Below are 20,630 nucleotides of genomic sequence, written 5' to 3'. Positions count from 1 at the left end.
CTACAATATATTTATGAATGAATGCTCATTCATTTTATTGAGTGAGATGTCGGATTAAGAATAAAGGAGAACTTGCTATGGTGGAAAAAGGGAAAAAGCGTGGCCCGAAGTATGACAAAATAATTGATGCTGCAGTAGTAGTAATTGCACAGAATGGCTACCATCAAGCGCAAGTTTCCAAAATAGCGCGTGAAGCCGGTGTGGCAGACGGTACGATTTATTTGTACTTCAAGAACAAAGAAGATTTGCTCATATCATTATTTCAAAAAAAGATGGGAAGCTTCATTGATAAAATAGAAGAACAGATTGCTGAAAAAAGCAATGCAGAAGATAAGCTGTTAACGCTGATCGATATGCATTTTAAGCACCTTTCTTCTGATTATGAGCTTGCGATCGTGACTCAGTTAGAGTTAAGACAAACGAACAAAGAGTTACGTGCTCAAATCGGTGAAGTACTGAAGAAATATTTAACACTTGTTGATCAAATTTTAATCGGTGGTGTTAAGTCAGGGCTATTCATGAAAGAGTTAGATGTCAGGCTCGCTAGACAAATGATTTTTGGGACCCTTGATGAGACAGTCACTAACTGGGTTATGAAAGATCATAAGTTTGACTTAGAATCACTTGCAAAGCCTATTCATCATCTGCTGATCAACGGGTTGAGCAAATAAATGTGTCCCGGATTCCCGGAAACACTATGATGCAGGAAGGAGTGGGAAAGTGGAGTTTATTAATGTAACGAAAGAGAACAAAGTAGCAAACGTTTCATTGAAAAGACCACCAGCAAATGCAGTTGCTACGGATGTACTTAAAGAACTTACGTATATACTTAATGATTTAGAGAACGATGCAGAAACAAAGGTAATCTTGCTAACTGGAGAGGGTAGGTTCTTCTCTGCAGGAGCGGACATCAAAGAGTTTACTACTGTTGATACTGAAGAAGGCTTCGCTGATCTTGGAGGTCTTGGTCAATCACTTTTCGACAAAATGGAAGCGTTCCCAAAACCGATCATCGCTGCCATACATGGGGCTGCGCTCGGCGGGGGGCTCGAGCTCGCGATGGCTTGTCATATCCGTCTCGTAACGGAAGATGCGAAACTTGGCTTGCCAGAACTTCAATTAGGGCTTGTGCCTGGTTTTGCAGGTTCACAGCGCTTGCCTGAGCTCGTTGGAAGAGCGAAAGCTACAGAAATGCTACTAACGAGCGAACCGATTTCCGGACGTGAAGCCGTGAACCTAGGTTTAGCGAATCAGGTCTTCCGAGAGGATGAACTCCTTCCTAATGCAAAACAACTTGCAGAGAAAATCGCTCAAAAAAGTGCTGTTTCAATGAAGTATGCATTAGAGCTTTTGAATTATTCTAAGGCTGCTAGGTTTGATGAAGGAGTAGCGAAAGAAAAAGAGTATTTCGGTAAGGCTTTCGCATCTGAAGATGGGCAAGAAGGCATTCGAGCTTTCATAGAGAAGCGTAAGCCAAACTTTACTGATAAATAAACACAATTATCTCAGGGAGGGTAAAAAGAAATGAACATATTCGTAATTATGAAAAGAACCTTTGATACAGAAGAAAAAATTGTTATCGAGAATGGCAAGATCAGTGAAGAAGGCGTTGAGTTTATTATCAACCCTTACGACGAGTATGCGATTGAAGAAGCAATTCAACTACGTGACGACCACGGTGGGGAAGTAACGGTTGTTAGTATTGGTAGTGAAGAAGTCGAGAAAGAACTTAGAACGGCACTCGCAATGGGCGCAGACAAAGCTGTTCTAATTAACAATGAAGAGCTTGAGGATAGTGATCAATATACAACAACTGCTTTACTAGCCGCTTATTTTGGGGATAAAGAGTACGACATTATCCTAGGAGGGAACGTTTCGAACGATAACAGTACTGGACAGATTGGACCTCGTCTAGCTGAGAAGATCGGTATTCCATACGTAACAACAATTACGAAATTGGATATCGATGGAAGTACAGCTACGATCGAGCGAGATGTTGAAGGTGATGTAGAAATCGTAGAAGCACAGCTTCCTCTACTTGTAACAGCACAGCAGGGACTTAATGAACCTCGTTATCCTTCTCTTCCTGGGATTATGAAGGCAAAGAAGAAGCCATTAGAAGAAATCGATTACGATGAATTAGACGTTGAGGACGATGAAATAGAAGCTAAAACAGAAACGATCGAACGTTATTTACCACCTAAAAAAGAAGCTGGAAAAGTGCTTGATGGGGAAGTTGATGATCAAGTACAAGAGCTAGTGAAATTACTTCGTCAGGAAGCGAAAGTTATATAGGAGGGGTTTATTATGGCCAAAAAAGTACTCGTAATTGCAGAAAGTCGTGAAAGTGAACTACGTAATGTATCGTTTGAAGCTATTGCTGCTGGTAAAGAAATCGCAGCAGGCGGAGAAGTAATCGCTGCTATTGCAGGTGAAAATGTAAGCGCATTAACAGATGCTTTGGTCCACTATGGTGCAGACCGCGTCATTAAAGCAGAAAATGAAAAGCTTTCAACTTATACAAGTGATGGGTATGGGCAAGTGTTCCTACAAATCATCAACTCAATAAAGCCGGATGCTATCCTTCTGCCTCACACATCAATGGGTAAAGATATTGCACCAAAACTAGCAAGTAAACTTGATGCAGGTTTAATATCAGATGCTACAGCGATTGAGCTAGACGGTGAGGATATCGTATTCACTCGTCCAATATATTCAGGTAAAGCTTTTGAGAAGAAAAAGGTAAAGGCAGGCGTTACTATTGCAACGATCCGTCCTAATAACATCTCAGCACTTGAGAAAGATGAATCACGTTCAGGTGAAGTCTTCTCTGAAGATGTAGAAATTAAAGACCTACGAACAATCGTTAAGGAAGTTGTTCGCAAGTCTACTTCTGGAGTGGATCTATCCGAAGCTAAGGTTATTATCGCTGGTGGCCGAGGTGTTAAGAGCGAGGATGGGTTCGAACCACTTCAAGAACTTGCTGATGTCCTAGGAGCTGCAGTGGGAGCTTCTCGAGGAGCTTGCGACGCGGACTACTGTGATTATTCATTACAAATCGGGCAAACTGGGAAAGTTGTTACACCTGACCTTTATATTGCATGTGGTATCTCAGGTGCAATTCAGCATCTCGCAGGTATGTCCAACTCTAAAGTAATCGTCGCAATCAACAAAGATCCTGAAGCGAATATTTTCAATGTCGCTGATTATGGAATCGTCGGAGACTTGTTTGAAGTAGTTCCGTTATTAACTCAAGAATTCAAAAAAGTACTACAAACAAATTAAGGATAAAGCGAGCTAAACATAGCTCGCTTTTCCCACGTTTTTTTCTCTTCATAATAGGGAAGAATGTGTGTGAGTCAAAAAAATGGAAACCAAAAGAGTATTAATGATATACTCAGTCTGAGCCATTTTGATAAGCAATATGGCAGAAAACACATTGAGTCAACCGGCCTTAACCTGGTATCTCAAGTGATAATTGTTTAAGGAGGACGATATATATGGCTATCGTACATGCGACAGATCAAAACTTTAATCAAGAAACAAGCGAAGGTCTAGTACTTGCAGACTTTTGGGCACCTTGGTGTGGACCTTGTAAGATGATTGCACCAGTTCTAGAAGAGCTTGATGCTGAAATGGCTGATGTGAAAGTTGTTAAGCTTGATGTTGATGAGAACCAAGAAACAGCAAGCAAGTTCGGTGTAATGAGCATTCCAACACTTCTTGTTTTCAAAAACGGAGAAGTAGTTGATCAAGTAGTTGGTTTCCAACCGAAAGAAGCTCTAGCACAAACTCTTTCTAAGCATCAGTAAATGATGAACGAAAAACCCCAATCTATGGATTGGGGTTTTTTCTATGCCACAAAAAGAATGAATATTGACACTGATAATCGTTCTCGGTATACTCTTCATGACGAAAGCGGAAGTCTAGCATGTTAGGATTCACATGAGAATTACATTTTGTCTCTATTCTTGAGTGTAGTACAATAGAATTAGATGAAAATGGCCGCTACTACAGCGGCCATTTCTCTTGTGTAAGGTTCGTTCAAAGAGTAGGTAGGGGTGCAACATATGAATGTTTTAATTACTGGTGGAGCTGGTTTTATCGGCAGTCACCTTGCGAAATATTTACTGCGAAATAATTTCAATATTACGATTATCGATACGTTTTCAAATTACTATGAAGTGAAGAGGAAGAAGGAACACCTTGATCAAATTAAGAAGATTGGTGAATTCCACTTAGAGACGTTTGATTTAAGAGATGAAGATAAAACGCTTCACCATTTTAAAAAGAAATCGTATGATGCTGTGATTCATCTTGCTGCTCTTCCTGGAGTGCAGTATTCCATTTCGAACCCACATGACTATATCGACCATGATATTAAAGCAGTGGTTAACGTTCTTAGAGCGGCTGGTGAAACAGGTGTTCCACATGTTGTTTTTGGATCTTCTTCTTCCGTGTATGGTGATGTTGACGGTCCTGTTCGAGAAGAACAAGCTGATGGAAGAGTGAGATCACCATATGCAGCAGCGAAATCAGGAGCAGAATCTTTTTGCCATGCATATAGGTCCCTTTATGGATTTAAACTATCGATTCTTCGATTCTTTACAGTTTATGGTCCATGGGGAAGGCCTGATATGGCGATTCCCCTATTCATTAAGAAACTGATGGATGAAGAAGAAATTGAAATTTTCGGTAGAGAACAATCAAGGGATTTCACCTATATTGATGATATTGTGAAAGGGATTTTTCTCTCACTCTATCAACAAACTGATTCAGAAGTTTTTAATTTAGGAAATGGACATCCAATCCCACTCCAGCGCCTCATCGACTTATTGGTTGACCCTTTCCCGGATGCGAAGATTGTAGATCGTCCTTTTCGTATAGGAGATGTTAAGCATACGTGGAGTAATATTCATAAAGCTCAGGAACAACTTGGATATAAACCTGAAATTGATATTAATGAAGGATTACGGAGAACGATTGCATGGGCAAAAAAATATTACGGTCGATAAAGCTGTTGATCGGTCTGTCTCTTATCGGACTTTTTTTCTGGTTTTTAATCCCCATCTTTAATATCGAGTCATTATCTAAGTTATTTAGTAGTTTACTCACTCATCCTGTTTGGCTAATCGCCATGGTCGTAGGATACACGATTGCTTTTCTCTTACGGGCTTTGAGCTGGAAACTCGTGATAAATCGGAACGTTAGCTATAAAGTATTTATATCCGGTATTTTCTATAGCCTGTTTTTCAATCACATCCTACCACTCAAAGGTGGGGAAGCGGTTAGAATCGGAACACTTGCACAACACCCAGAAGTGAGGGTGAATCATTCCGTTAAGACTGTCGTATCACTTAGGTTTCTTGATTTAATATGGTTAGGTTTATTTGCAATAATCGGAGCTACGTTAATGGGTATCAATCTAAGCTATCGGGTTGTTATTATTTTCAGTATCGTAGGAATCGTGACTCTAGCTCTTCTCCTTATCATACATAAATTAAGAAAACTTCCATTTTTTGTTGTTAAGCAGTTTAATGACTTTAAAAGGTTATTTTCCTCAAAGACTGGAACATTGATTGTGGTTTTATCAGGAATTAGTTGGATTGCAGAAGGAATAGTCGTATACGGAGTAGCGAGGTTTTCTGCGCCTGCTTTTTCTTATATGGATGCGATTTGGGTTACCTCCTTATCAGTGGGAGCGGGTGTCTTTCAGCTTGCACCAGGCGGTTTAGCTACTTATGAAAGTGTCATGAGTTTCTCACTATACCAGTATGGCTTCAGTATGGAAGATGCCCTTTCTGTCGCAATTATTACGCATGGCTTTAAATACTTGTACTCATTTGCAGCAGGTGCACTAGCATTCTATATGTACCCTTTGAGACTTCACAAACTGAAGTCGTTTTTATCTAAGAAAGGAGAAACACAATGAAGCAAGCGTCTGGTTTTGAAAAGGTTGCAGCAAGATGCTGGAATTTACTTAATGAAGGGAAGCCCTTCACCCCTATATTCGTAACAGGAACGGTTTTACTTTTTTATATCACGCAATGGTCGACCTTGGGTTTTTGGAGTAGTTTTTTCATAGGGTTTGCTGCTGTCCTGCCATTGCTCGTTCTTTATTATAATTATGACTATCCGCTGTTTTTGAGGAATTATTTGTGGATACCTTTAGTCGGCTATTTGCTATTATTTGATCATTTTTCATTAACAGCTGCTCTGTTAGCCGTCTCTCTATACTTTTTCTTTACAGTGTTTTTCTGGGGAACATTTTATTACCATCTAAGAATTGGTACGAGCTGGCTTAACTTCACTCGTTTCTGGAAACTAGTCCTTAAGAATAGTGATTCCACTAGTGGGAATGCTCAAGAACAGCTTCCGAAGTTTCTTCTCATCATTCCAATATGGGTTATGGTAATCGATTCTGCTTCAATTTCTTCTTTATCGATAGATTGGACCAAACTTCTATTGTTTTATGCTGGTATATGGTTGTTTAGCTTTATTCTCCATCGTAATTTATTCGATTGGAAGCCTGATATTAAAACAAGCTACACAGATCAGGTTGACAAACCAATCACACAAAATGAACGAGTCATTATGATTGTAATCGATGGGATGAGAAAGGAACGGTTCCAAGAAGCGAACACGCCTTTCTTGGATTCATTGAAGAAGAATGGAACAGAATACAGTCAAATGGAAACCGTTTATCCAGCGAGAACTGTGGTATGTTTCTCTTCTATGATGACAGGTACATATCCCTTTGAGCATGGAATTAAGTCGAACATGGTTTGGAACGAGGGTGTAAAAGTAGAAACGATATTTGATTCTTTAAGAAAAGTGAACAAAAGTGGAAGGTTATTAGGAATTGCTCATCTTGTTGATGCTATGGGTGACGATGTTGATACAGTAACTGCTGTCATGAATAATGATGTTGCTGATACAAACATTATGGGGAGAGCAAGACAGGTTATGAAAGAGAAAGACCCTTCTTTCTTTGCTCTGCAACTAATCGGTACTGACCAAACAGGGCATGCGAGAGGTGTACTATACGATGAGTACATTCAAAAAATCGAAGAAGCTGATCGATTGATAGAAGAATATGTGAACTGGTTAGAAGAGCATGGTTATATGGAGAATACGACGTTGATCGTTTGTGCTGATCATGGACAAGCTGATGGAATCGGTGGTCATGGCCATCTCGATGAAGGTGAGCGCTTTGTTCCATTTTTCATGAATGGTCCGACGATTGCTTCAGGAAAGGTTATTGAAGATAAGCATAGTTTAACTTCAGTTGCACCAACTGTGTCATATTTAATCGGTGCTCCCATTCCATCACATAGTAGGGGTTCTATTTTGACAGATGCTTTTGAATATAGGAAGGAAGAGACAAGTAAATGAAGCAACATGTAATCGTATTTCTCCCTGCTCACAATGAAGAGCGAGCGATAGGAGAAGTAATTAGAAAGATACCAAGACATTTCCTGAGTAATATTACCGTTAGTGTTCTTGTCATCGATGATGGTTCAACAGATCGCACGGTTGAAGTGGCTAAAGAAGCAGGAGCAGATTATATTTACTCGTTTGAAGAAAATCGAGGCTTAGGTGCTGCAGTACGTAAGGGACTCTCACACTCTGTAGAGCTAGGTGCTGACATTGGTGTTATGCTTGATGCTGATAATGAGTATCCAGCCTGGCAGCTTCCAGAGCTAATCGAGCCAATCTTAAAAGGAGAGTCTGATTACGTTATGGGGTCCAGGTTCAAAGGGACGATAGATGGAATGAGAGTTCATAGGCGCCTAGGGAACTATTGCTTCACGTTCCTTCAATCCTTGCTTTTACAAAAATGGATACGAGACGGACAGTCAGGTATGAGAGCATTCTCAAAGCAAGCGATGATCCATGGGGAAATCATTCATGATTATAACTATGCTCAGGTTCTAACGTTGAATCTTGTTCGTAAAGGGTTTCGAGTAAGAGAAATCCCGATCACGTATCAGGTGAGATCAACTGGAGAATCATACATCAAATTCAAAGCTTATTTAACTTCAGTTATCCCAGCAATCGTTAAAGAAATGTCGAGACCAGTTAAGAAAGTCAAGATCGACTACAAAGCGCATCGCTATTCGAATGATGAATGGAAGTATACTTATCCAGAAAAGTCGTTATAAGTGCATTTCAGTTATTGACTTCGATGATGATAATCATTATCATTATCAATGAGGAGGATTTTCAATGAAAAAACGCATAGTGTCAATTATGGCCGTAATCATGGTTATCAGCTCACTAGCAATGCCACAATTAGCTGAAGCCTATTCATACGGTGATCCAACAGAAGAGAAAGTAGCTGAAGCTTACGCAGAAATGTCCGCAAAACTTTCTGAATCTCCTCCAGATTATGATCAAGCAGAGAAAATTTTCGAAACTGTTGAAGATGAGATCAAATTACATATGGGTGAAGATGCCGTTTCAGCGGTTAAATCTGAGCTCGAAAATGAGAATAAAGATGCGATTCTTACTAATATGCAGCAAGTCCTCGTTCTTAACATCGCTAGACGTCTTGAAAATGTTGAAGGTAAGTTCGAGGAATATGAGACAACTAGGAAGTTAGTTGGAAAAGCGGATGCAACCTATAAGAAATTATCGCCAATCGTAGAAAAGAATGATTCAGAACTTGATTCTACAATTAAGCAGGAATTTGAAACGATGCTCGATTCACTCGGTAACCCGGGACTGTTTGGTGTTGGTGAGAAAGATTCAGATAAAGAGCAGTTTACAAAAAGTAAAGAAACAGTTATTAATGGGTTAAAAAATCAATTTGATATGAAGTCGGTGGAAATCGGCCATTTTGGTGAGAGTGCAAAAGAAGATACAACCGGAACTGGTAACGAGTGGACTGACCTCGGTCAATTATCAAATTGGATACCGTTAGTACTTATCGTTCTAGTAGTAGCGGGAGTTGTGTTTTATTCAATGAAGAAACGACGATCATAGAGGTTTGTTCAGAAAGGGGATAATGTAATGGAATTTCAGGCGTTGCTGATCATGTTCAGAGAAGTACTTGAAGCCCTCCTCATCATTGGCATCATAACCACATATATGAAAAGGGTCGGACAGAGTCAGTTCAATAAATTTGTCTGGCTAGGCGCAGGTCTCGCAGTTGTTGCGAGTGTAGGAGTCGCCATGTTGTTCCAGGTGGTTTTCACAGGATTTGCAGCGATGGGAAGTGAAATGTACCTGAAAATTTCCATTATGTTAATATCCTCTGTACTATTAACCCAAATGGTCTTTTGGATGGCAGCTCACAGTAAGAACCTTAAAGGTAAGGCAGAAGAAAAGATGTCTCATCTTATTACGACAGGAAATATAGTAGGAATGGTCATTCACTCTTTCCTAGTAGTATTACGAGAAGGTGTCGAAACAGTTTTCTTCTTCGCTGCAATTACAGGTGGGGATATTGGAAAAGGCTTTGAAGGCTGGGGGGCGATTACTGGTGTCCTAATTGCAGCAGTCATTTCGTATCTATTCTTCAAAGGCACAATGCGTATCCCTCTTAAATCATTTTTCAAGGTAACTGGAGTCTTTATCGTTCTAATCGCTGGTGGTCTTCTCGTTCAGGGGATCTCAATGATGCAAGATATTAAGATGATCGGTAGTGTAATGCCGCATGTATATGATTTAACTTGGCTTCTTCCTGAACATCCGATCGATTATGCTCATTATGTTCGTGACAATGGCGTAGCTCCTCTTCTTTCAGGGGATATAGGGATTTTCTTCAAAGCATTGTTCGGGTATTCATCTATGCCATCACTTGAAGAAATCGTAGCTTATATTGGTTACTTTGCTGTCATTTATCTTCTTGTGAATACGAACAGTGAACCTAAGAAGAAGACGGTAAAAGAAGAGAAACAAACTGTTTTTGAATCTACAAATAAAATGAATGAATCTGCAGTGAAATAAATTTACAAATACAAGGCGATTAATCGCCTTGTATTTTTTGTAGCTTTACTTCGTAAGCGGAGTGCTGAAAAGGGTGAAGTAGTCTTGAAGGATAGAGACCGTCATGAAATGAACCAGTTTTTAAAAGGAACAGTTATATCCCTATCATTAGTGTGTATTGTTCTTATCGTATGGTGGAGAACGGTATATGCCTTAGACGTGCCAAGGTCTTGGGATCAAGTGGATTTTTTGCTTGCGCTTTCTAGGTTTGATCTTTTTGCAATGCAACCTCATTTCCCAGGTTATCCATACTTCATTCTAGGTGGTATGCTCGTGAACAGTTGGGTTGAGAACCCTTCGATTGCGTTATCATATTTTAATTCAATTCTTTTGTTTTCAGCAATTTACCCACTATATTCAATCAGTAGGTCTGTTCTATCAAAGAGCTTAAGTGTTCTTACTGTAGCTGTTATCCAATCGATGGTTTTTATGAACGTGATGACGATTCAGCCAATGAGTGAAGTTTCAGCTGTTTCGGTCTTATGGTGGTACATTTGGAGTTTGAAAGTAGCATTTCAGAAGAGAAATTCCTTATCAATTGTTATACTGCCATCGTTATTGTTAAGCGTGTTGTTTGGAATCAGGTTGTCTTATCTCCCATTTGGAATAGGACTTCTCTTACTGCTAATAGAAAAGAAAAGATTGTTTTCATATAAGAAAGGTTATACCGTCTTCTTAGGGTCTCAACTTACCCTTGCCATCCTATTTCAACTTATTTGGGTTATGGGTCTTGCTGCCTCAGAAGGAGGAGTGGCTGCATTCCTTCAACTAGCGTTAGGCTTTTCAGCAGGTCATTTTCAAGAGTGGGGAGGGACTGCCGTTTCAAGTGCATCTTCACCAATTTGGGAGAGGGTCTTTCAACTTATTGTATACAACATTGGATGGACTGGTTTGTCTGGTCATTCCGTATTGGCTCTTTTACTCATTTCAATGATTGTGGCGTATGCCGTGTTCAGAGGTTTTCGTAGACAAGGTTCTTGGTTTGATTGGACATATTTTTTCATGTTTGTATGTTACTTTTTTTGGGCGCTCTTTGCTCAAAATATAGATAAACCTAGGCATATTTTGCCGTTACCTGGCATGTTGCTATTTGTTTGTTTATTATCTTTTATGGGTTGTAGAAAGGTTTATTTAAAAGTAGGTTTGGTAATGATTCTCTTGCTTTCACAAATGGTCGGGACTTACAACATGTTAGTAGAAGGAGATAAACCCGCTGCGGTTCACAAATTAATTGGGTATTTGTCTGATATAGAGGAACCACTAATGGTATATACGTGGGAAGAAACAAGGGTCATGGAATATACAAACGTTTCCTTTAATCATGACCGGGTATATACTTACGCTACCTTTTTATCACAACTTCCTTATTATGAAGATCGCAGGGTTTTTCTCACTGGAGAAGTTGTAAATGGATTTTCAGTGCAAGGAGCTCCGATACATGACTCGATCCAAAAAGTAAAACCATTTTATTCAAATCAGATGTACGACCCTGTTTACCATAAAATCGTCCTGTACGAGTATAAACCTTAGTATGTGTTACAATTGAGAGGGGAACATAGATACCCCTATAAGAGTGAAAAGAGAGGAGAGGCAGCATGCAGGAACATTTGAAAAATAAATTAGCTGTCCTTCCAGATCAGCCTGGCTGTTACTTAATGAAGGATCGCCAAGGAACAATCATTTATGTTGGGAAGGCAAAAGTTCTTAAAAATAGAGTTCGGTCTTATTTCTCAGGAGCTCATGATGGTAAAACTCAGCGTCTTGTTGGTGAAATTAGAGACTTTGAATATATCGTAACGTCGACTGACTTAGAAGCACTTATACTTGAACTTAACTTAATTAAAAAACATGACCCGAAATACAATGTGATGCTCAAAGACGATAAAAGCTATCCATATATAAAAATAACGGCTGAAGAACAGCCTAGACTCATTACGACCCGGAAGATAAAGAAAGACAAAGGGAAGTACTTCGGGCCATATCCGAACGCTTATGCTGCTAGTGCTACAAAGAAGCTACTAGACCGTATTTATCCGCTGCGTAAGTGCCGAAAGATGCCAGATCGAGTATGTTTGTATTATCATATCGGGCAATGCCTCGCTCCTTGTGTAAAAGAAGTTACGAAAGAGCAGAACAAGGAGATGATTGAGGGAATCACAAGGTTTTTAAATGGTGGCCATCAAGAAGTGAAACAGGACCTAGAGCGTAAGATGGTAAGCGCTTCTGAAAACCTTGATTTTGAACGTGCGAAAGAATACCGAGATCTTATGTTCCACATCGAGAAAGTCATGGAAGCACAAACGATTCAAACGAATGATGGGCTTGATCGAGATATATTTGGATTTAGCTTCGATAAAGGCTGGATGTGTGTGCAAGTCTTTTTCGTGAGACAAGGAAAACTAATCGAGCGGGATGTATCGTTATTTCCATTTTACAATGAACCAGAAGAAGATTTTCTAACATACTTAGGTCAGTTCTATCTTCAGAAAAACCACCCAAAGCCAAAAGAAATCCTCTTGCCTAATAGTATTGACGCAGATATAGCTGAAGAACTTCTTCATATTCCAGTACATCAACCAAAAAGAGGTAAGAAAAAAGAACTGGTAGAATTAACGATCAAGAATGCGAACATAGCACTCAACGAGAAATTCTCCCTTATTGAGCGGGATGAGAAGAGGACGATCGATGCCGTTGAAAATCTTGGTGAGCAGTTAGGCATTCATGCCCCTCTTCGTATAGAAGCATTTGATAACTCGAATATTCAAGGTACCAATCCAGTTTCAGCGATGGTCGTGTTTCTAGATGGTAAACCTAAGAAGAATGAGTATAGGAAGTACAAGATTAAGACGGTAGAAGGACCAAACGACGTCGGTTCAATGAAAGAAGTCATCAGGAGAAGGTATACGAGGTTGCTCAAGGAGAATGGCCCTTTACCGGACCTAATTATTATCGATGGTGGTATAGCACAAATACAGGCTTCAAAAGATGTATTAGAAAATGAACTTGGACTGGATATCCCTGTTTGTTCGTTAACAAAAGACGAAAAACACCGCACATCGCATCTTTTGATAGGAGATCCTCCTGAAGACGTTTATCTACCTAGAAACAGTCAGGAATTTTACCTTCTTCAGCGTATTCAAGATGAAGTCCACCGTTTTGCAATATCATTTCATCGTCAGCTTCGGGGTAAATCGATGTTGAAATCAAGCCTAGACGAGGTTCCTGGCATTGGTCAGAAGCGTAAGAAGAAGCTTTTGAACCATTTTGGCTCTATTAAGAAAATGAAAGAAGCAGATGTGGAAGGCTTACAAGAGGCCGGATTACCGAAGAGTGTTGCTGAAGAATTGATGGCTCGATTCAAACAAAAAGAAAATTAATTTCAAATTTATATTGCGGCATATCATATAGTTCGTTATAATAGTGAAAATTTAATAGTTCCACACTTCGATAAATTGAAGTGATGGTAGAGGCGCAAAAACCATCAGTAAACTCAAGCGAGAGTGATAAGACTTGTTGACGTGAGTTGAAAGGGGAATTTGCCGAAGCGATAAGGTGCTTATTCACCTTAAGCTGGATCTGTGTTGAAGAAATACAGAGCTGTCATTCAATGCCTTCCCGGGGATTGAATGGAGGACTATCTCACACAGGGACGTTTTCTTGAATGAATTATGAAAACAACAGTGAGGTTTTTCTCATTGTTGTTTTTTTGTATATATAGGCTCTTCGTAACCTATTCAAGAAGCTATTTGTGAGTGAGAAATACAGTTTTAGAGTGGAAAGGATGGAGAGAGTGGGACTTCGAGTACTGAAATTCGGTGGAACATCTGTAGGAGATGTAGAAAAAGTAAAAAACGTAGCAGCGAGGCTTGCTGAAGCGGTCGATGCAGGAGATGAAGTTGTAGCAGTGGTATCCGCTATGGGGAAAACAACTGATGAACTAGTAGGTTTATCAAAAAGCATAACGACAAAACCTTCCCCAAGAGAATTAGATATGTTGCTGACAACAGGGGAACAAGTAACAACCGCTCTTCTTGCTATGGCTCTTCAAGAGATGGGCTACGAAGCAGTCTCACTTACGGGCTGGCAAGCTGGGTTAAAGACAGAATCCGTACATGGAAACGCAAGAATTTTGGACATCGACGCAAAAAGAATGATTCGGCATCTAGGAGAAGGAAAAATCGTCATCGTTGCTGGGTTCCAAGGTCTTTCTGATACAGAAGACATTGCAACACTAGGCAGGGGAGGATCTGATACGACTGCTGTAGCAATCGGTGCTGCACTTAAAGCTGACCGCTGTGAAATTTATACGGATGTAGACGGCGTATACACAACAGATCCAAGATACGTAAAAGGTGCGCGGAAGCTTTCAACTATTTCTTATGATGAAATGCTTGAATTAGCCAACCTCGGTGCAGGTGTCCTTCATCCGAGGGCGGTAGAATTCGCCAAAAATTTCAATATTCCGCTTGAGGTACGCTCAAGCTTTACAAATGACACAGGAACCATAATTGAGGAGGTCGCATCAATGGAACAGAATTTGGTAGTGAGAGGACTTGCGTTTGAAAGTAATGTCACAAAGATAACGATTTCAGGTCTTCCAAACGAAATCACAACACTTCCTTCATTATTTTCTTCACTCGCATCGAACGGAATTAATGTTGACATCATTATACAAAGTACTAGTCAAAGGAATACAACGAGCATTTCGTTCTCGATCGAAACCGCTGCGCTAGAACTAACGCTCGATGTACTTCGTCGTTTAGAAGTGAAACTACCATATGAGAATATTTTCTATGAGTCAGAGCTTGCAAAAGTTTCAATCGTAGGGTCAGGTATGATTTCAAATCCTGGTGTTGCTGCACAAATGTTTGAAGTACTAGCTGATCACGATGTGGAAATTAAGATGGTAAGTACCTCTGAAATCAAAGTATCTACAATTGTACCCGAGGATAAGATGATCTATGCGATCGAAACACTTCATGAGCAATTCCAGTTAGATGAAAGAACGCCAGTTAATCAGTGAAAAAAATAAGGAGGCCAAGACGGTCTCCCTTTTTCTAACCTAAATTAATTTTATCCTTTGGATCCCACTTGATTGTAATTTGAACATCATTCTTTTTGCTCGTTTCATAAGCTTCCGTTATACATTGCAACATGTATTGAAATTGTTCAGCAAGAAAGCCAGCTTCCAGCTGATAACAATCATCACGACTCGTTTTTTTTCTTTCTTCTATTAAAGGTGATTGAATCAAGTAGGATATTTCATTCTTTTTCTCTTGTGCGATGGTTAAAGCACCCCATCCAGCATCCTTAAAGAATTGCTCGATTTCCTCTCTTGTCGAAAGAGGGAACTTTCTTGCGATTTCTTTACCAGTCCAATAGAGAATGTTAGGTTGTTCATTCCCTAATAGCTCAGGAAGAAGAACTTCTCTAAAAAGCTCATATCCAAAAGCTGTTGTGGTTATTTCATGACTATAATCGATGGTATTCGTACGCTTTTTAAACATAAACTCCTCCAATTCGTCTCATATTATTATAACGGTTTGGAAGGGATTCCTCCATACATACATGAAAAGAGAGGAATAATATCCTAGCATGTTTATGAAATGACGTATGTAGATAAATTTAGAAAACTCAAAATGTACGCGTTTTCTTGACGCTCCTAAATGATGGGAGTACAATGGTTATGTCACAATAAAATCGACAGAAAGCGATGATTTCTGTGCATGCAAAGGCTTTTATAGTAGAATATGCAGTGGCAGATGGTAGCTTAACAACTTAAAAGGGGGACACACAAAACATGGCCGCAAGTCGAGACTTTGTCAGCCGAAAATTGCATTCGCTTCTAGGAGTAATTCCACTGGGACTCTATGTTACGCAGCATCTAACAGTAAACCACTTTGCAACAAGAGGACCCGAGGCATTTAATGAGGCAGCCCATTTCATGGAATCTTTACCGTTCAGGTACCTCCTTGAAATCTTTGTTATCTTCTTACCGCTATTATTTCATGCGATTTATGGAGTATATATCGCATTTCAATCCAAGAATAACGTAAGTACATACGGGTACTTACGAAACTGGATGTTTTATATGCAGCGGATCTCAGGTGTAATCGTTTTAATATTCGTAACTTGGCATGTATGGCAAACTAGGATACAAGCTGCAATGGGAGCAGATGTTAACTATCAGATGATGGTCGATATTCTATCAAATCCAGGGATGATGATTTTCTACATCGTTGGTGTAATTGGTACAGTATTCCACTTTGCTAATGGGCTCTGGTCCTTCTTCGTAAGCTGGGGCTTTACTGTAACACCGAAATCTCAGCGTGCAATGACATATGTAACCATGGCTATTTTCCTAGCTCTTTCAGTCGTTGGTATACGCGCGCTCTTCGCATTTGTTTAAGAAACAAACGAACTGTCTTCACCACCAATTCTGAAAGGGTACATATCCTTCAGACAGAGCTAGCAATTAAGGGGGAACCGTTCTTATGAGTAAAGGTAAAATTATTGTAGTCGGAGGCGGACTAGCCGGATTAATGGCTACTATTAAAGCCGCCGAAGCCGGAGTTAGTGTCGACTTAATTTCGATCGTTCCTGTTAAACGATCACACTCTGTTTGTGCGCAGGGTGGAATTAACGGAGCTGTAAATACAAAAGGAGAGGGAGACTCTCCTTGGGAACATTTTGATGATACGGTTTATGGAGGAGACTTCCTTGCTAACCAACCGCCAGTTAAGGCGATGTGTGATGCAGCACCAGGAATCATCCACTTGATGGACCGTATGGGTGTTATGTTCAACAGAACGCCTGAAGGCCTTCTTGACTTCCGTCGCTTTGGTGGTACACAGCATCACCGTACTGCTTTTGCGGGGGCAACAACAGGTCAACAATTACTTTATGCACTTGACGAACAAGTGCGCCGACATGAGGTAGCCGGTCTTGTGAACAAATATGAGGGCTGGGAATTCTTATCCGCTATCATTGATGATGGTGGCGTGTGCCGCGGAATGGTCGGAGAGAATTTGACGACTTCCGAAATAAGAAGCTTTGAAGCTGATGCAGTCATCATGGCAACAGGTGGTCCAGGAATCATCTTTGGTAAAAGTACAAACTCTGTCATCAATACAGGATCAGCTGCTGGTGCTCTTTATCAACAGGGTGCGATCTATTCGAATGGTGAATTTATTCAAATTCACCCAACTGCAATACCAGGAGACGACAAACTTCGTCTAATGAGTGAGTCAGCTCGTGGTGAGGGTGGAAGAGTTTGGACCTACAAGGATGGAAAACCTTGGTATTTCCTTGAAGAAAAATATCCTGCATATGGTAACCTCGTTCCGCGAGATATTGCTACTAGAGAAATTTTTGATGTTTGTGTACGTCAGAAGCTAGGAATCAATGGAGAGAACATGGTTTATTTAGACCTATCCCATAAAGATTCAAAAGAACTAGATATTAAGCTTGGAGGAATCATTGAAATCTATGAGAAATTCATGGGTGATGATCCTAGAAAAGTTCCAATGAAGATCTTCCCAGCAGTACACTATTCAATGGGTGGACTATGGGTAGATTTCAATCAACAAACAAATATTCCAGGGCTTTTTGCTGCTGGTGAATGTGATTATTCACAGCATGGTGGAAATAGACTTGGTGCCAACTCATTGCTGTCTTCCATTTATGGTGGAATGGTAGCTGGACCGAATGCTGTAGACTACATCAATGGTCTTGAAAACACTGTTGAAGATATGCCATCTTCTTTATTTGAAAGTCATCAGCAAGAAGAGCAGGCGAAGCAAGACGCTATCCTGAAAATGGATGGAACTGAAAATGCTTACCAGATTCACAAAGAACTTGGTGAATGGATGACTGCTAACGTAACAGTGGTTAGAGATAATGATAAGCTTCTAGAAACGGATAATAAGATTCAAGAATTGATGGAACGTTACGAGAACATCAATATTAATGATACGTCCAAATGGAGTAACCAAGGAGCCGCTTTCACTCGTCAGCTATCAAACATGCTTCAGCTTGCACGTGTCATTACACAAGGAGCATATAACCGTAATGAGAGCCGTGGAGCGCACTATAAACCAGACTTCCCAGATCGTAACGATGAAGAGTGGTTGAAAACAACGATGGCTAAATACGATGCAGTTAACAACAAACCAGAATTCTACTATGAAGAAGTTGATACATCATTAATTACACCTCGTAAACGTGATTATTCGAAGAAGAAAGCGGGGACTAAATAATGAGTGAAGAACGTAATATTACTCTTAAAATAAAAAGACAAGATGGACCTGAATCTTCACCATATGAAGAAACATTCACAATTCCATATCGTCAAAATATGAATGTGATTTCAGCTCTTATGGAGATTAGACGTAACCCAGTAAACGCAAAGGGTGAGAAAACAACACCTGTTGTTTGGGAAATGGGTTGTCTAGAAGAAGTTTGTGGAGCATGTTCAATGGTAATCAACGGAAAGCCTCGTCAATCATGTACAGCTCTTGTCGATCGCTTAGAACAGCCGATCCGCCTTGAGCCGATGACGACGTTCCCAGTTGTGAGAGACTTGGCTGTTGATCGCAGTAGAATGTTCGATGCTCTAAAGAAAGTAAAAGCTTGGATTCCAATCGACGGAACCCATGATCTTGGTCCTGGGCCACGTATGCCAGAGAATAAAAGACAGTGGGCATATGAACTTTCCAAGTGTATGACTTGCGGTGTTTGCTTGGAAGCATGTCCGAACGTTAACAGCCGTTCTGAATTCATAGGACCAGCCGCAGTTTCTCAAGTGCGTTTGTTCAATTCCCATCCTACAGGTGAGATGAACAAAGAAGAGCGACTCGAAGGATTAATGGATGAAGGCGGATTGGCGAATTGTGGTAATTCACAGAACTGTGTTCAATCTTGTCCAAAGGGAATTCCTTTGACAACATCCATTGCTGCTATGAACAGAGCGACTTCTCTTCAAACATTTAAGAACTTCTTCGGAAGTGATCGATAAATCGATTCATCTCAAGAAAGACCCCATTAATGGGGTCTTTCTTGTTTGTTTTCTTCATGAAACAAAATATTTCTCAGGAAATGACAAAGAATGAAGAAGCCTGTCGGTAGATTTTTGTCCTTCACATCAAGAAAGTATTCTAAATTATGTAACACGTCTGTTAAAAAAACATATAGTGTATGGACTATATTAATTTTGAATGAAGTTGCTTTGTTGCCCTATCGAGGAGGGTGGAATGTTGAAAGGGAACCACTACCGACCGAAGCCGCTTTTAACTAAACGAGAAAGAGAAGTATTTGAATTGCTTGTTCAAGACAAAACAACTAGGGAAATAGCAGAAGAATTGTTTATTAGTGAGAAAACAGTTCGGAACCATATTTCCAACACGATGCAAAAGCTTGGGGTAAAGGGGCGTTCCCAGGCAGTAGTCGAATTACTCCGTCTGGGAGAATTAGAGATATAGAAAAGCCGGCTTGTAATGAGCCGGCCTTTTTATTAATTTTACAGAAATTAGTATGTTTTGACTCAGTGTGGAAGGTTTTCTCATTGACGTTCTATAAGTTATTTACTATTATTAATACGTTCATAGTTAAAAAATGAAACCGGTTTAATGAGGGGAACTTGAACATGAGGGGTCCATTTAAAATAAAAAAAGTGTTGAATAACAACGTGGTCATTGCTCTTACAGAGAAAAATGAAGAAGTTGTGCTTACTGGAAAAGGAATTGGCTTTAACCAGAAACATGGTGAAAAGCTTGATGACACGAAAGTAGACAAATTCTTTGTGCTTGCGAACAAAAGTGAGCAGGAACAGTACAAGCTCCTTCTGACAGATGTGCCAGAAGATTTTATCGGTATCATGAATGATGCAATTTCGCTCATTGAAGAGAAACTAGGGGCAGATCTTGACGAACATATTCATGTTTCGTTAACAGACCACCTATCTTTTGCGATTAAGCGACTTCGGCAGGGGTTAGATGTGAAATATCCTTTCTTAGTTGAAACTCAGACGATGTATCCAAAAGAATACACCGTTGCCGAAAGCGTGATTCAGCTTTTAAAGAGCAAGCTTAATATGGAGTTACCGGATGGTGAGATTGGCTTTGTTGCCCTTCATATCCATAGCGCAATCACTAACAGAAGCCTTTCTACTATAAATAGATATTCAGCTTTGATCAACCTACTTGTTTCTGTAATAGAAGATTCACTTTCACTTCGGATCAGCAAGACTGGAATTGATTATTTGCGTCTCGTTAGACATCTAAGACACGCGATCGATCGAAGTGAACAAGACCTTCCTGTAGAAGCTCATAAAAGGCTAGAAAAAGTGTTGAAGGAAGAATATCCACTATGTTATAATCTTGCTTGGAAGTTGATTAAAATCATGCAACGGGAATTAGCTACAACATTTCCTGAAGCAGAAGCAGTCTACTTAACGATGCACTTGCAAAGGCTTTCTCCAAAATAAATAACGGTACGCGTGTTACTGATACGATCAGGCATGAGTGGAACCGGTATGACAACAACCGATTGGGGTATAGTATATCCTGATTGACTTGTTATACCTTTCTGCTCATGTCTTTTTTAGTTTGATACATTGTTTATTTGGGGATAAAAAAGGA

20 protein-coding genes and 1 riboswitch are annotated in these 20,630 nt (G+C 39.9%); of the genes, 19 read left to right on the top strand and 1 reads right to left on the bottom strand.

Going from position 1 to position 20,630, the window contains the following annotated elements; all coding sequences use genetic code 11:
- The first annotated feature begins 77 nt into the window (after positions 1-77).
- From fadR to LCM09_RS03155, 14 genes are all read left to right on the top strand, one after another.
- On the top strand, positions 78-671 hold the full coding sequence (fadR, locus tag LCM09_RS03220) for a fatty acid metabolism transcriptional regulator FadR (RefSeq protein WP_224878674.1): 594 nt from the start codon (positions 78-80) through the stop codon (positions 669-671).
- A 49-nt stretch (positions 672-720) separates the two neighbouring features.
- Positions 721-1,494 (top strand): enoyl-CoA hydratase, encoded by a 774-nt coding sequence (locus tag LCM09_RS03215; RefSeq protein ID WP_224878673.1) that lies wholly within the window; start codon positions 721-723, stop codon positions 1,492-1,494.
- Positions 1,495-1,524: 30 nt separating this feature from the next.
- Entirely contained in the window at positions 1,525-2,295 is a 771-nt protein-coding gene (locus LCM09_RS03210; RefSeq protein ID WP_224878672.1) for an electron transfer flavoprotein subunit beta/FixA family protein, read from the top strand.
- 12 nt (positions 2,296-2,307) lie between these two features.
- Positions 2,308-3,285: an electron transfer flavoprotein subunit alpha/FixB family protein gene (locus LCM09_RS03205; protein ID WP_224878671.1), complete on the top strand. Its 978-nt coding sequence runs from the start codon at positions 2,308-2,310 to the stop codon at positions 3,283-3,285.
- Positions 3,286-3,500: 215 nt separating this feature from the next.
- Positions 3,501-3,812, top strand: coding sequence for a thioredoxin (gene trxA / locus LCM09_RS03200; RefSeq protein WP_224878670.1), 312 nt, complete (start codon positions 3,501-3,503; stop codon positions 3,810-3,812).
- Positions 3,813-4,070: 258 nt separating this feature from the next.
- Complete coding sequence (locus LCM09_RS03195; RefSeq protein ID WP_224878669.1) at positions 4,071-5,015, top strand: NAD-dependent epimerase/dehydratase family protein; 945 nt, start codon at positions 4,071-4,073, stop codon at positions 5,013-5,015.
- The gene (locus LCM09_RS03190) at positions 4,988-5,932 is read left to right on the top strand and encodes a lysylphosphatidylglycerol synthase transmembrane domain-containing protein (RefSeq protein ID WP_224878668.1); all 945 of its coding nucleotides are present in this window, start codon (positions 4,988-4,990) and stop codon (positions 5,930-5,932) included. The genes LCM09_RS03195 and LCM09_RS03190 overlap by 28 nt, the downstream gene beginning before the upstream one ends.
- Entirely contained in the window at positions 5,929-7,395 is a 1,467-nt protein-coding gene (locus tag LCM09_RS03185) for an alkaline phosphatase family protein (protein ID WP_224878667.1), read from the top strand. The genes LCM09_RS03190 and LCM09_RS03185 overlap by 4 nt, the downstream gene beginning before the upstream one ends.
- Entirely contained in the window at positions 7,392-8,165 is a 774-nt protein-coding gene (locus tag LCM09_RS03180) for a glycosyltransferase family 2 protein (protein ID WP_224878666.1), read from the top strand. The genes LCM09_RS03185 and LCM09_RS03180 overlap by 4 nt, the downstream gene beginning before the upstream one ends.
- Positions 8,166-8,229: 64 nt before the next feature.
- Positions 8,230-8,988, top strand: a complete 759-nt coding sequence (locus LCM09_RS03175; protein WP_224878665.1) for a hypothetical protein — start codon at positions 8,230-8,232, stop codon at positions 8,986-8,988.
- 27 nt (positions 8,989-9,015) lie between these two features.
- Positions 9,016-9,954, top strand: a complete 939-nt coding sequence (locus LCM09_RS03170; RefSeq protein WP_224878664.1) for an FTR1 family iron permease — start codon at positions 9,016-9,018, stop codon at positions 9,952-9,954.
- An 84-nt stretch (positions 9,955-10,038) separates the two neighbouring features.
- A complete protein-coding gene (locus tag LCM09_RS03165; protein WP_224878663.1) occupies positions 10,039-11,523 on the top strand; it encodes a hypothetical protein in 1,485 nt (494 codons plus the stop codon).
- A gap of 65 nt (positions 11,524-11,588) precedes the next feature.
- On the top strand, positions 11,589-13,370 hold the full coding sequence (uvrC, locus tag LCM09_RS03160; RefSeq protein WP_224878662.1) for an excinuclease ABC subunit UvrC: 1,782 nt from the start codon (positions 11,589-11,591) through the stop codon (positions 13,368-13,370).
- Positions 13,371-13,449: 79 nt separating this feature from the next.
- Positions 13,450-13,638, top strand: a riboswitch (Lysine riboswitch).
- Between the two features lie 145 nt (positions 13,639-13,783).
- Entirely contained in the window at positions 13,784-15,016 is a 1,233-nt protein-coding gene (locus LCM09_RS03155) for an aspartate kinase (RefSeq protein ID WP_224878661.1), read from the top strand.
- A 34-nt stretch (positions 15,017-15,050) separates the two neighbouring features.
- Here the strand turns inward: LCM09_RS03155 and LCM09_RS03150 are convergent, their stop codons facing one another.
- The gene (locus LCM09_RS03150) at positions 15,051-15,500 is read right to left on the bottom strand and encodes a YslB family protein (RefSeq protein WP_224878660.1); all 450 of its coding nucleotides are present in this window, start codon (positions 15,498-15,500) and stop codon (positions 15,051-15,053) included.
- Positions 15,501-15,793: 293 nt separating this feature from the next.
- Here LCM09_RS03150 and LCM09_RS03145 point away from each other — a divergent pair, with 293 nt between their 5' ends.
- From LCM09_RS03145 to glcT, 5 genes are all read left to right on the top strand, one after another.
- On the top strand, positions 15,794-16,402 hold the full coding sequence (locus tag LCM09_RS03145; protein ID WP_224878659.1) for a succinate dehydrogenase cytochrome b558 subunit: 609 nt from the start codon (positions 15,794-15,796) through the stop codon (positions 16,400-16,402).
- 85 nt (positions 16,403-16,487) lie between these two features.
- Complete coding sequence (gene sdhA / locus LCM09_RS03140; RefSeq protein WP_224878658.1) at positions 16,488-18,251, top strand: succinate dehydrogenase flavoprotein subunit; 1,764 nt, start codon at positions 16,488-16,490, stop codon at positions 18,249-18,251.
- Positions 18,251-19,009, top strand: a complete 759-nt coding sequence (gene sdhB / locus LCM09_RS03135; RefSeq protein WP_224878657.1) for a succinate dehydrogenase iron-sulfur subunit — start codon at positions 18,251-18,253, stop codon at positions 19,007-19,009. The genes sdhA and sdhB overlap by 1 nt, the downstream gene beginning before the upstream one ends.
- Before the next feature lie 235 nt (positions 19,010-19,244).
- Positions 19,245-19,472, top strand: coding sequence for a helix-turn-helix domain-containing protein (locus LCM09_RS03130; protein ID WP_369810531.1), 228 nt, complete (start codon positions 19,245-19,247; stop codon positions 19,470-19,472).
- A gap of 164 nt (positions 19,473-19,636) precedes the next feature.
- Positions 19,637-20,476, top strand: a complete 840-nt coding sequence (glcT, locus tag LCM09_RS03125; RefSeq protein WP_224878656.1) for a glucose PTS transporter transcription antiterminator GlcT — start codon at positions 19,637-19,639, stop codon at positions 20,474-20,476.
- Positions 20,477-20,630 lie beyond the last annotated feature (154 nt).

The sequence above is a fragment of the Guptibacillus algicola genome, assembly GCF_020171805.1.
In the GTDB taxonomy this organism is placed as follows: domain Bacteria; phylum Bacillota; class Bacilli; order Bacillales; family Guptibacillaceae; genus Guptibacillus; species Guptibacillus algicola.
The sequence above is the reverse complement of the archived record's forward strand: the minus strand, read 5'-3'. Positions and strand labels throughout refer to the sequence as shown.

What these genes read in the sequence shown, in the direction of transcription:
- fadR (WP_224878674.1), top strand. Translation starts at nt 78, where the DNA reads ATGGTGGAAAAAGGGAAAAAGCGTGGCCCGAAGTATGACAAAATAATT.
- LCM09_RS03210 (WP_224878672.1), top strand. Translation starts at nt 1,525, where the DNA reads ATGAACATATTCGTAATTATGAAAAGAACCTTTGATACAGAAGAAAAA.
- LCM09_RS03205 (WP_224878671.1), top strand. Translation starts at nt 2,308, where the DNA reads ATGGCCAAAAAAGTACTCGTAATTGCAGAAAGTCGTGAAAGTGAACTA.
- trxA (WP_224878670.1), top strand. Translation starts at nt 3,501, where the DNA reads ATGGCTATCGTACATGCGACAGATCAAAACTTTAATCAAGAAACAAGC.
- LCM09_RS03195 (WP_224878669.1), top strand. Translation starts at nt 4,071, where the DNA reads ATGAATGTTTTAATTACTGGTGGAGCTGGTTTTATCGGCAGTCACCTT.
- LCM09_RS03190 (WP_224878668.1), top strand. Translation starts at nt 4,988, where the DNA reads ATGGGCAAAAAAATATTACGGTCGATAAAGCTGTTGATCGGTCTGTCT.
- LCM09_RS03185 (WP_224878667.1), top strand. Translation starts at nt 5,929, where the DNA reads ATGAAGCAAGCGTCTGGTTTTGAAAAGGTTGCAGCAAGATGCTGGAAT.
- LCM09_RS03180 (WP_224878666.1), top strand. Translation starts at nt 7,392, where the DNA reads ATGAAGCAACATGTAATCGTATTTCTCCCTGCTCACAATGAAGAGCGA.
- LCM09_RS03175 (WP_224878665.1), top strand. Translation starts at nt 8,230, where the DNA reads ATGAAAAAACGCATAGTGTCAATTATGGCCGTAATCATGGTTATCAGC.
- LCM09_RS03170 (WP_224878664.1), top strand. Translation starts at nt 9,016, where the DNA reads ATGGAATTTCAGGCGTTGCTGATCATGTTCAGAGAAGTACTTGAAGCC.
- uvrC (WP_224878662.1), top strand. Translation starts at nt 11,589, where the DNA reads ATGCAGGAACATTTGAAAAATAAATTAGCTGTCCTTCCAGATCAGCCT.
- LCM09_RS03150 (WP_224878660.1), bottom strand. Translation starts at nt 15,500, where the DNA reads ATGTTTAAAAAGCGTACGAATACCATCGATTATAGTCATGAAATAACC.
- LCM09_RS03145 (WP_224878659.1), top strand. Translation starts at nt 15,794, where the DNA reads ATGGCCGCAAGTCGAGACTTTGTCAGCCGAAAATTGCATTCGCTTCTA.
- sdhA (WP_224878658.1), top strand. Translation starts at nt 16,488, where the DNA reads ATGAGTAAAGGTAAAATTATTGTAGTCGGAGGCGGACTAGCCGGATTA.
- sdhB (WP_224878657.1), top strand. Translation starts at nt 18,251, where the DNA reads ATGAGTGAAGAACGTAATATTACTCTTAAAATAAAAAGACAAGATGGA.
- LCM09_RS03130 (WP_369810531.1), top strand. Translation starts at nt 19,245, where the DNA reads ATGTTGAAAGGGAACCACTACCGACCGAAGCCGCTTTTAACTAAACGA.
- glcT (WP_224878656.1), top strand. Translation starts at nt 19,637, where the DNA reads ATGAGGGGTCCATTTAAAATAAAAAAAGTGTTGAATAACAACGTGGTC.